The organism is Chthonomonas sp., from assembly GCA_016788425.1.
Lineage (GTDB): Bacteria > Armatimonadota > Fimbriimonadia > Fimbriimonadales > Fimbriimonadaceae > JAEURQ01.
In genome coordinates, this window is sequence record JAEURQ010000003.1 from 268159 (window position 1) to 279741 (window position 11583).

The window sequence follows — 11583 nt, forward strand, 5'->3', positions numbered from 1 at the left end:
CCTTATGACAGCGCTCCTTGTCACGCTCGGCATCGTCGCCCTGCTGTATCTCGGCATCCTTTACGCGGTCGCGCGGTTTAGCGTGCACCCGTTCCGCACCCCGCTCTTCTTTTCGCCGGGCCTCATCGGCGTGCCGCAGGAAAACGTCAAAGTGATCGGTCGCGAGGGCAAGCAGCTTTCGGCCTGGTGGCTACCCAACCCCGAAGCCAAGACCGTCATCATCTTGGCGCACGGCTACATGATGAACATGAGCGAGCCCTCGGCGGTCGCGGCCAAGCTCAACGAGCGCGGCTACGCCTGCCTGCTGTTCGACTTTCCTGGACACGGGCGCAGCCCCAATGCGGTCGTAACGCTCGGCCTACGCGAGGCCGAAGATGTCGCCGGCGCCGTGGCCCTTGCTCGGGAAAAAATGCCGCACGCCAAAGTCGTGGTGTGGGGCAGTTCCATGGGCGCGGCGGCCACGGTTCTCGCGAGCCCGAACCTCAAGCTCGATGGCATGGTGCTCGACTCGGTGTACGCAGAGCTGCTTCAAGCGGCCCAAGGGTGGTGGCTGTTCCTCGGCGGAAAGACGCTGCAGTTCTTTATGCGCCCGACCCTGATTTTCGCCCGCGTCCTCGCGAAGGTTCGGCTGAAAGATGGCCGCGTCACCGAAGCATTGAAGAAGACCGACTGCCCGGTGCTACTGATGCATGGCGATGCCGATACGATGGTGCCCCTCGCCGAGGCGGAGCGCAACCAGCGCGCTCGCGCGGGCATCGACCTGCACGTGTACCATGGTTGCAACCACGCGGAAGGTCGTTGGGTGCACTCCGGCCAATACTACGCCGACCTTTACGAGTGGCTGGAACGGCACGGATTCACCGCGCGTTGAACTCGCCATAATACTGGGTAACTATGCAACCGACCGGGCTCAAACGTCGCCGCATCATGTCGCTCGGCCTCCTCTTGGGGCTGGCCGCGATGTACTTTGGCTACACCAAGTTGCAGGACTTTCTGCAAGACCCGGATACCGGCGTCCGCGATACCCGCGACCTGGTGCTGGCGACCAAAGTCGGTTCCGATGGCGCGAAGGCGGTTCTGCTGTCGCCCGGCGGGAGCGAGGAACTCGCGCCCGACGCCACCGAAACCTCCACCGATAAGGCCCCCGTTTGGCGACCCGACGGCAACCGCGTGTTCTTTTTGAGCGATCGTAACGAGGGTGCGTATCTCATCCATCGCTGGAACGTGGCCAAGAAGTCGGTCGAAGTGCGCTCGATCGGCACCCGCAGCGTCACCGGCATGTACTGGGGTCCGTTTGGCGAAACCGATACCAAGGAAGCACTGATCACGCAGGCCGGATTTGTGCTGAGCTACGAGCCGCGCGAAGGCACGACGCGGCAGGTGTTGCCGCCGCAAATGAAGTCGGCCAACAAAGACGACGAAGGCGGGAGCACCGACCAATTCCAGATGCAGTACCAAAACATTGGGAAGGCATTTCGATCGGCGAAATGGCCCAGCGACCGCAGCGTGGTTTACGCGCTGATGACCACCGAGGACGACCGGCAAGTGCTGGTGCGCCAAGGGCTCCAACCCGAAAAAGATCAGACCGGCGAACTCACTCTGCCCCGCCCGCAGGTGCTGGTGGTCGGCAAGCGCGTGGACTACGATGTGAGCGGGGACGGCAAGGTAGTGGCTTGCGTGCTTGGTTTCGACTTTCTGAACAAGGACTCCATTCCCGAGGAGTTTGTCAAGAACGGAAAGATCATCAAGCCGTACGAAAACGCGGTGATCGTGTTTGACTTTGCTGGGAATGCGGGTGCCATCCCCATGGCGGCGAGCAAGGACCCCAAGAGCGCATTCGTCTCGGCCACGTTCTCGCCCACCGGCGACCAACTGCTAGCCATCGCCGGAACTTGGGACGGCAAGAGCAGCTTTGCGGGTCAAGCGATTGTCGCGGCGCCGGTGCAGGCCAACGCCCAGTGGCAAGGCGTGGTGCAAGGCAACATTTTGGAGGTGGCATGGCATCCGAGCGGCCAGCAAATGGCGTTCGTGCAACGAGTTTCGCCCACCGAATCCGCGGTCTACACCCTCAAGGTCGGCAGCGATCAGCCCAATAAGTTGACTTCGGGCGGCGAATATCAGTCCATCTCGTTCTCCCCGCAAACCGAAATTCCGAAATGAACATCCTGGGGTTTATCGCCGATCGCCGCGACGCGCGGGTCCACACGACCGCGCAGATTGATGAGTTTGTGCAGGCGCTTACCGCCGGGGAGATTCCCGATTACCAGGTGTCCGCCTGGCTAATGGCGGCCGTGTTGCGCCCGATGACTTCTGCGGAAACCGCGGCTCTCACGTTGGCGATGGCCAAGTCGGGCTCGCGCCTGGACCTCAGCCGCATGAAAAAGCCGTGGGTGGACAAGCATTCCACCGGCGGCGTGGGCGACAAAACCACCATCGTGTTGCTGCCCCTGCTGGCCGCGTGCGGTCTGAGCGTCGTGAAAATGAGCGGCCGCGGCCTCGGCATCACCGGCGGCACCGTGGACAAGCTGGAGAGTGTGCCTGGCTTCAATGTCAATCTTGCGCCGGAAGCCATGGTGGATCAAGCTGCCCACATCGGTCTAGCGCTCACGGGCCAAACCCCGCTGCTTGCGCCCGCCGACAAGATTCTCTATGCCCTGCGCGACGCCACCGCAACCGTGGAATCTATTCCGCTCATCGCGAGCAGCATCCTGAGCAAGAAAATTGCCGGCGGAGCCGAGACCATCGTGCTCGACGTGAAATGCGGGAGCGGCGCGTTCATGCGCGAACTTGCCGACGCTCAACAATTGGCGTCGGCGCTCAAGCAGATCGGCGCCGAATGCGGGGTGCGCGTCGAAGCCGTTATTAGTGACATGGATCAACCTCTCGGCGAAGCATGCGGCAACGCGATCGAGGTGGCCGAAGCTGCCCGCGTCCTGTGTCGGCGCGGCCCGGCGCGGCTCACGGAACTCTGTATTCATCTGGCCGGAGTGACGCTCCACGCCTGCGGCCTCGCGCCGAGCCTCGACGCCGGGCGAGCGACCGCCAAAGACAAGTTGGAGTCGGGCCAGGCGCTGTTCCGCGCCGAAGAGTGGTTCACCGCGCAAGGCGCTAATCCGCGCTTCCTGAGCGACGAATCCTGGGTGCCGAAAGCGCCGGTCAAGGGCGTGATTCAACATCAAGGCGCGGCGGAAACCGTGCGCCGCATCCCGGCGGGCGTGGTCGGTCAAGCCGTCGTTGATCTGGGCGGTGGCCGCAAAACCAAGGACGCGAAAATCAATCACGCGGTGGGCATCGAGTGCCATATTCGGGTGGGCGACCTCGTTCAACCTGGACAAGCGCTGTTCACGATTCACGCCAGCGACGAGAACTCCGCCATCGCCGCGCGCAACGCGATTTTGCCCGCTATCGAATGGTCCACGAGTCCGGTGATGCCGCGACCGTTGGTTCTGGGCTAGTTCAAAAACCGCCGAATTACGGCGCGGTCGCGTCGCCACACGTTGCTGTAGCCGACGCCGCCCTTGATCGCCTCGATGGTTTTGCCGCCGCCGACATAGATCGCCACGTGCTTCGGGCTCGGGTACACGAGCACATCGCCAAAGCGAAGTTCGTCCACCACCACTTGCCCAAACGCGACCTGCCCCATATCCTGACTGTGGCGCGGCAGGTTGATGCCGAATCGGGCGAAAACGCCCTTCACAAATCCACTGCAATCCGCGCCGTCTTTGGTGTTGCCGCCCCACACGTAAGGCGTTCCGATCCAGCTTTCGGCCTCCGCGAGCAAGTCGCGTAACGCGGGAGTGTAGGGTTGGTCAAACGGACTTTGCTGGTTGACGCGCGCGAACAGATCTGTCCCGAGCGTGGCGTTGATCTTATGCAATCCGATGACCGGCACGCGCTGCGCGAGTGTGCCCAGCGACGGCCCGCCGTTCAAAATCTGCATCGGGTCGGTGTCAGTGGGACCCTGCACGCGAGTGAACTGCGCCACCGGCCGCGAATTGAACACGCGGTAAATGCGCGTGTCCGGCGACAGCTCAAGCGTGTCGCGGCGAACCCGGCCAAAGTCGGCGTAGGCGACCTCGCCATCGCCGATATAGACCCGCGGCTGGCCTCGCCGAACCAGAATGTCGCCCACCTGCAGGTCCGTCGTGATGCTCTTCGCGACCTTTTGCAGGGTCTTTTCGCGATCGGTGAGTTTGGTCGTCGCGCCGAGGGAGGCGACTTGCGCCTGCGTCCAATCCCACGCGTTCGCCGTGGTAGTGCGGGCGTTAATCGCGTTCTCGCGGAGTCGCAATTCGTCGGCGGAAAGCTCAGGTTGGCGAGTGCCAGCCGCGTAGCGAACGAAACCGTTGTCGGTAGTCGTGTCGAGCTGCTCAGGCGCAATGCGTTTGATAAAGTCGCCGTGCAGCAGCCACAGCCCGTCGTCGTCCGCGCTCAGTATCTTGAACGGCGCGGTGGGCTTCTTCTTCGGCAGATACACATCCACCGCACCGGCCTCGACGCTGCCGCAAAAAATGCGCGCGCCGTCGGTCCACCACAGGTTCGCGCCGGAACTCGTGAGACTCTTGTTGTAGTTGGGCGAAATCCGCAGCGGAATCTCTTGCGGCATCCAGCTTTTCGCACGCAGAGGCACCGCCAGCGCCAGACGATCTTCCAGGGCAATGAGCCCATCTGGGCTCAAAATCAGGTTGCCGGGGTCGCATGCACCAAAGGCTTCGTCCACATCTTTGCGTCCCAACTTAAACTTGACGCGCGGGCCATTGGCGGGTCGAAACTCGACGAGCGAGCGGGTGTATGTGCCGAGGGTTTTGTAGTCGCGCCCGGTGCTGCTCCAACCGGTGATGCTGGCGATGTCGCGGATCGGCGTGGAATCGTTTTGGCGGCGACCATAGCGGCGAATCACGACCAGCTGCCCCTCGCCCTTGCCGTCGCGAGTCGTAAACCAGTTGCTCAGCACGGTGCCTTGCTGGGCGGCCTCGGCTACGTCCTTCGGCAGCACGTCCTCGGGCATCTTCACGGTCAGCTTGTCGGGGGCGATGAACCTCAGCTGGGCATCGCCTTGCACGAGCACTTGCCCTTGCCAGGTGCTCAGCCGGCGGGGCGCTTCGGTGAGGTTCGCCGCGACTTTGGTCGGCGTCTTCACCCCCGAGCGGGCGGTGAACACGTCGTTGCCTTCGCCGGTGATCCACCAGATGCGGTTGCCTTCCCACACCACGTCGGTCGGCGCGGGGCCGGGGCTGGGGATGTAGAGGATCGGCGATTCCGAGCCGAGATCGTAGACGGCGGCACCGCCCGAGCGGAGCCCGACCAGCAATTTGCCGCGCTGCACCTTGACCACGCTCGCCTTCAGGTCTTGCCAACGAGGCATCTTCGCCACGGCCACACCGCCGAAAACGAGAGCCAGAGACAGGGCAAAACCGCGCATACCTTTTATTTTGACCCGGTAAATCTACGATTCATAGCCCAAATGCGCATAATTAACCCGTGTTTCCCGCCTGGACATGGATAGTCGGACTCTTCATCGGGGCATCGATCGGCAGTTTTCTCAACGCGCTGATCTATCGCATGCCACGCGGGCTCAGTATCTCCGAACCCAAAAACAGCTTTTGCCCGCGGTGCCGAGCGCGGCTCACGGTCCTCGATCTGTTCCCGCTTTTGAGCTGGCTGTTCCTTCGCGGAAAGTGCCGCCATTGTCACGCGCCGATTTCCAGCCGATACTTCTTTATTGAGCTGTTCAACGGAATCCTGTTCGCGGCGATTTGGTACCAATGCCTCGTACTCCGCGAAGATCCGTGGCGCGCGGTCTGCCTGGCTATCTTCATGTCGGCCCTGGTCGCGGCCATTGGCACCGACCTCGCGCACTATATTATTCCGGACCAACTGAACGCCACCATGTGGTTCGCCGGGGTGACGTACAACATCGGCCTGATCCTGCAAAACGACCCCAAGGGTTGGACCTGGGGCATGCCCAGCGCGCTGGCCGGGTGGCTGGTCGGAGCCGGACTGATTTGGGGGATCGCCTTGCTCGGGCGGCTTCTCTTTGGCAAAGACGCGATGGGTCACGGCGACATCAAAATGATGCGCGGCATCGGCGCGATGCTCTTTCCGATGCTCACCGGGTTCAGCCTCATCATTGCGGTGATGTGCGGCATGGTGGTGGGCATCATTACAATCGTGGCGCGCAAGGCAAAACCGGCTGCCCCCGAGCCCGAAACCGAAGACGACGACGAAGAATATGTGCCGGAATCGGTCGGAAGCTTGCTCAAGTGCGGCGTCGGCTACTTCCTGCTGTTTGATATTGTGGGACTTTTCTTCCCGAAGTTCTACGAATCCTACTTTGGCGAGAACCCCTTCGCCGCCGAGGAGATTGACGAGAACGACGAGGTGAGCCTGACCATGATTCCGTTCGGGCCGTCACTTGCCGTCGGGGCCATGATTGTGGTGTTTTTCGAGCCCCAGGTCATGCGCCTCTACGAAGGCTATTTGCAGTTTCAGGGCCTGAAGTAAGAATTTTGAGAAAAGTTGTCTAGGACTTATGCATGCTCCGGGAACCTTGCGCCGGGGCGGGTAGTCTAGCATCTGTCTCAGAGTGAGTGAATATGCAGCATCGTCGCGCTTTTACGTTGATTGAATTGCTGGTTGTGATCGCCATTATCGCGATCCTGGCCGCAATCATCTTCCCGGTTTTTAGCCGGGCGAAGGATAACGCCAACCGGGGGAACGACATCAGCTCGATGAATTCGCTCCGCTCTGCGCTCCAGCTGTATCGGCAGGACCAAGGCGGATATCCGCCCGCCCTCTTAGGATACGTCTCGCTTTATCAAACCGGTCCGCAAGCCGGACAAGTCATCCCAGCGAACAACGTGAGTGGGTTCCTTTATCCTAAGCGCGTGGATGCGGTGGACACGTTCCGCCCGATTAAGCTCCGCGCCGCGGCGACGGATATCACGACCGCCGTGTGGCCGACGCAGGACACGCGAGCGATCGGCACGTCGCCGATCATCGACCTGAACGGCGATGGCCGACTCGTGGGCGCCGACGATGACCTTGCGAACGCTCGCCAAGCCTTCGGTCCGACGCAAGTCGTGCAGAACGGCGGCGGTAACGCTCAGTTTTACAAAATCAGCGGCTACGACGCCTCGGAAGTGAACACCCCATCGGGGCGGCGCACCGAGCTTCGCTACAGCCTTTTCTGGTCCACGTGGGGACTCGCGGGTGGTAACGCCCTCGACGATCCGCGGCAACTCGGCTACAGCGATCCGCCCGAAAACACGGTCATCACCTGGAACAGTTTCTATCGCGACTACGTGAACGGCGTGCCGCAGCGCATTAAGCGCGAGGCCGTGCTCTTCCTGGGAGGCGGCGTGAAGAACGCCGACTCGCTCGACGTGGCGAACCGTTCGTGGCGCGTCATTCCGTAACAAGTCTTTTCGCTTCCTCAACATTGGTTGGGGGCAAGTACTCATGCAACACATGTATTCGAACCGTAAACTGACCCGGGCCGCCAGCTTGGTGGAAATCCTGGTGGTCATTGTGGTGTTCCTGGTGGGGATCCTGGGGGTGGCTCAGGTGTTCCCGAAAGGTCTCGGCATTTTGCGAACCACGGCCAACAACTCCGTGGCCGTCAACCTCGCCCGAGCCGAAATCGAACGCCTCAAAGGTCAAAGTGAGCAAATCGCGGAAGCGATTCTTCCCGTGCAATACGCGGGCGGTGGGCTCCAGCTGGACCTGAACCAGCGACCCTCGGCCGTGATCCCGGCGGGAACCTCGACGATCCGCTCCTCGGACGGTTTTATCATCGTCAACGGCAACGCCCTTGGGCCCTGGCATCGTTTCGCTGGCTCCAACACCGTGCGCCGCGTTCTCGGCGAAGGCAAAAAGATTGCTCAGCCGCGATTCGTGCCGGTCGGTACGGGTGCGGGTGTGGTGGATCAATTCGGTTCGCTGATGAACCTGCAATTCGGGCCGGTGCTCCTGCCCGCCGGCCAACGCCTGGCGGTCTACGGGCCGGACATGGAGAAAATTTTCCAAGATAACGCCCGCTACGCCTCGAACTCCTACTTGCTCGATGACGACGGTCAGCAGATCGCGTTGCCGGAAGGCGCCGTGAACCGCGAATATCGCCTTGAGTTCAACTACATCGCGACGAGTGGGTCGGCGTTTGAATCCCGAACGCTGACGACGACCGTGGTGATCCCGGGCAAGCTCGCCACACCCTATGGCTACGTCGTGGTGAACCTTGGTTCGCTGCCGGGCGTGACGAACTTCGCCCACGCCGAGCAAGACACGATCCGCGCGCAACGAATGTTTACCGAAGTCGCGCCGCTCGCCAACTTCTCGACGACGGTGGCCGACGATTCGGCGTTTGAGTACAAGCTGCTCGACGCGAACCTTGGCACGTTGATGTTCAACCCGAACGGTTACGGCTACGAGCTCCGCACGCGCCGCGCCCGGGTGCCGCTTTCGGCCCGCGTGGACTACGACGTGTTCGACTGGCGCATCTTGCGCGAGGATTTAACCGGCCTCACCGCCGGACGGCCGTATCGCCTCGCGATTCGCGGTCTGAAGGTCTCGGGCATCAATGGCCCGGATGGCCTGCGAAACGCGGGTCTTGGCTTTACCGTGAACGACGGCGACACCACACCGGACGACATCGCCGTGATTGACCTGGAAACGGGCGGCATCATCACTCCCGCTTCGTACTCGATTGACAAGTCGGAAGGAATTTTGACGTTCAACGCGACGCAACAAATCGTGTACGCGCAATCAACGACGCCGCAGCCGATTACGGTGGATGGCCGCTCGCTGCGCGCGATCTACATGGCCCGCAACGAAATGGCGGTGCAGGTGAGCAAGGCGGCCTCGGTTTACGTGCCGACGAGCTCGGCGACGATCGGGTTTAAGCAGTGCTACCTCGGCGCGACCAACTTGGCTGGAGACGGATTGCCTTACCGCATCTATTTCCCGCTCAGCGATATTGGGAAGAAAGTCGCAATTGGCGAGGTGTGGTACCTGGATTCGGGAACAAATCGCCAACTGGTAGAAGACCAAACGTTTGTGATTCAAGCTCCTCGCGCCACCGATTGGCAAGCGCTCGCCTACGTTGATATCCGCGAAATCCGACCGGATGCCGCCGCGCTCGACTTTAGCAACGGTTACGCCGTGCGACGAGTGCGCGGTGCGAGCGTGGACGTGCGGGTGACCTGGAATCCGGGCAGCTTCCAACTGCGATCGGCGACCGCGCCGCTCAGCGCCCTGGAAACTTACATGCAACAAAACCGACGCTCCCTGACGGAAAGCTTCATCGTTCGCGGGGTGGATCAATGAGACTCAAGCGCGCCTTTACGCTCATCGAACTGATCACCGTGATGGCGATCACGACGATCCTCCTGACGATCATCACGATTCCCGTGGTGCAGAGCTTCAACTTGTCGCGCGCGGCTCAAAGCTACGCGCTGGCGCAGGATCGTGCTCGCGGCATCATCAACGACGTCGTGAAGGACATCACGAACGGTTCCAGCGTGCGCGACAACTCGGGCCTGCGCGGCTCCGTGGCCGTGCAAGTGCCGGGCCTCGCGGCCAACTCGGTGGAAACCATCCTTCTGGAGAACACCAAGCTCGACATTTTCCAACCTGCAGCCGCTCCCTCGGTGGATGGCGGTGGTGGTCTGCGCAATCCGAATCTGCTGATCAATCCGGCGGGCGATGCGCAAGACGAAAACAACTGGAAGGTGGACCCGACGCTCCGTGCGCCGGTCGGTCAACCGGTGATTCCGGTCACGCAAGGCTTCCGCTTGGTGCGCTGGTTCGTGTCGCTCAACCGACCGATTGAACCGCCCGCCAACAACAACCAGGACTACCGCAACTGGGTTCCCGCGGCCTACCGCAACCCGTACGACCGTCTGCTCACGCCGCGCGTGAACGGCCGCGACAACCTCTTTGTGCTGCGACGCGCCGAAGTGGCGTACCGCGTGTACCGTGGCGGCGCCTGGCAGTTCAACAGCGACCTGTTCGTGGACGCCGATGGCGATGGCGAGCCGGATAACATTGACGGCCCCTACTTTATGATTCCCGGCGTGGACGACGTGACCGGTGCGGCGCTGGCCGGTGCGGCCGCGCAAGCCAAAAACGTGCGCATCATGAACTGGATCAAGGCTTCGCGCGTGGTCACGGATATTGATCGCTTCGATTCGATCGCCCCGGTTTACAACAAGCAAACGCGGCAGATCACCTACGACGGCAACCGCCCGCGCATTTCGTCGCTGATTACGTTCCAACCGACGCGGATTGCGAACGAATCGCCCGATGGTCAACTTCCGCTGCGCCTCGGCGAAGAGTCAACCAACCTCGCGCAGGTCGGCGCCGACGTGTTCCGCACGCAATTCGGCGGCTGGGCACGCAACAAGGTGAGCGTCCGGCCGAGCCCGATCGTGCGCGGTGGCACCAACCCGATCGCGAACGTCAACGATCGCATTCGCTTGGAAAACCTGCGACGCGCCGATGGCGGAATCGGCATTTTCTACATCAACCCGGTGACCGGCGAAAACCTGGAGGTCTTTGACCTCACCGCCTATGAGCTGGCCAAGAACGACCCGGCTGCAACCGGCATGGCCCGGTATCCGTTTACCTACGCGCAGCTGCAAGCCGACGCGCGTTCGAACTGGACGGGCAGCATCAACGCTCTGCGGGACTTCATTCCGTTTAGCTACAGCCGCCGACAAGGCAAGGTGACGACGAGTTTCGCGCTTACCGAGGTGGGACAAGGCGCGGCGTTCACTGTTCCGGCCGCCGGTGGCTTCACTAGTCCAGACGACAATCGCCCGGAAGTGGTGGTCGGCCCGGCGTTCACGCCGGCGACGGACCCCGCCGCCGCGTTGCCGGCCGTGGCCAACCGCTGGACCACGAATATCGCCTCGCCGTCCGAGAACATTGGTCAAATCAACACTCGATTCAACATTCTTTGGAACGACTGGGATGCGATTTTCCCGGGTCTGGGCAATAAGCAAGAGCTCGTAAAGCGATTTATTGACCTTCGCCGCATGCTCAATAAGGATTCGGAAATCGGCCCGCTCTATAACAACCAGCAAACCTGGGGTGGACGCGGTCGCATTGTGCCCGGCAGTGAAGTCGTGATTGGTCCCGACCAAAACGCCGGTCCCAACTACGGACGCCCGATCCGCTACACGCGGGTGAGCGGTCAGTCGGTAGGCCCGAACGAGTACAAGATCAACTACGTGGATCAACCCGAACCGGATTGGACGGCGATTGTCGGGGCGGTTCCGCCCGCGGCTTACCAAAGTGCGAATCCGATCTCGGCGATTCTGCAAGCTCGGTACCGCGATGGCTATCTTGAGTTCCAATCGGACCCGAGTAAGCCGATCCCGCCCGGGAACATTTCGGTCAATTACCGATTCCAAATGAACGAGACGAATGACATTGTCGCGGTGGATTACGAGACCCAACAACTGATGGGCGTGAACATTACGATGCTGACGTTCGCTTCGCAAACTTCGCCGAACCCGCAACAGGTCACGCTGCGCGGCTCCGGCACGGTCAGGAACTTCCTGCGATAAGGCTTTTAGAGAA

The 11583-nt window shown here is 61.6% G+C and carries 8 protein-coding genes; 7 read left to right on the plus strand and 1 reads right to left on the minus strand.

The features are described from left to right. Nucleotides 1-4: 4 nt before the first annotated feature. Genes JNJ45_08580 through JNJ45_08590 form a run of 3 tightly spaced genes read left to right on the plus strand, consistent with a single transcriptional unit; the run spans nucleotide 5 to nucleotide 3455 of the window. A complete protein-coding gene (locus JNJ45_08580; protein MBL8048723.1) occupies nucleotides 5-871 on the plus strand; it encodes an alpha/beta fold hydrolase in 867 nt (288 codons plus the stop codon). Nucleotides 872-894: 23 nt separating this feature from the next. Next, on the plus strand, nucleotides 895-2160 hold the full coding sequence (locus tag JNJ45_08585) for a PD40 domain-containing protein (protein MBL8048724.1): 1266 nt from the start codon (nucleotides 895-897) through the stop codon (nucleotides 2158-2160). Further along, nucleotides 2157-3455: a thymidine phosphorylase gene (locus JNJ45_08590; GenBank protein MBL8048725.1), complete on the plus strand. Its 1299-nt coding sequence runs from the start codon at nucleotides 2157-2159 to the stop codon at nucleotides 3453-3455. The genes JNJ45_08585 and JNJ45_08590 overlap by 4 nt, the downstream gene beginning before the upstream one ends. Here JNJ45_08590 and JNJ45_08595 read toward each other — a convergent pair. Further along, a complete protein-coding gene (locus JNJ45_08595; GenBank protein ID MBL8048726.1) occupies nucleotides 3452-5422 on the minus strand; it encodes a C40 family peptidase in 1971 nt (656 codons plus the stop codon). The two genes, JNJ45_08590 and JNJ45_08595, sit on opposite strands and share 4 nt — an antisense overlap. Before the next feature lie 59 nt (nucleotides 5423-5481). Between JNJ45_08595 and JNJ45_08600 the strand changes: the two genes are divergently transcribed. From JNJ45_08600 to JNJ45_08615, 4 genes are all read left to right on the plus strand, one after another. After that, nucleotides 5482-6504 carry a prepilin peptidase gene (locus tag JNJ45_08600; GenBank protein ID MBL8048727.1) on the plus strand — a complete coding sequence of 341 codons (1023 nt, stop codon included), beginning with the start codon at nucleotides 5482-5484 and terminating at the stop codon, nucleotides 6502-6504. 92 nt (nucleotides 6505-6596) lie between these two features. Then, complete coding sequence (locus JNJ45_08605; protein MBL8048728.1) at nucleotides 6597-7418, plus strand: prepilin-type N-terminal cleavage/methylation domain-containing protein; 822 nt, start codon at nucleotides 6597-6599, stop codon at nucleotides 7416-7418. 52 nt (nucleotides 7419-7470) lie between these two features. Continuing rightward, on the plus strand, nucleotides 7471-9324 hold the full coding sequence (locus JNJ45_08610) for a hypothetical protein (GenBank protein MBL8048729.1): 1854 nt from the start codon (nucleotides 7471-7473) through the stop codon (nucleotides 9322-9324). Further along, on the plus strand, nucleotides 9321-11570 hold the full coding sequence (locus tag JNJ45_08615) for a prepilin-type N-terminal cleavage/methylation domain-containing protein (GenBank protein ID MBL8048730.1): 2250 nt from the start codon (nucleotides 9321-9323) through the stop codon (nucleotides 11568-11570). The genes JNJ45_08610 and JNJ45_08615 overlap by 4 nt, the downstream gene beginning before the upstream one ends. Nucleotides 11571-11583 lie beyond the last annotated feature (13 nt).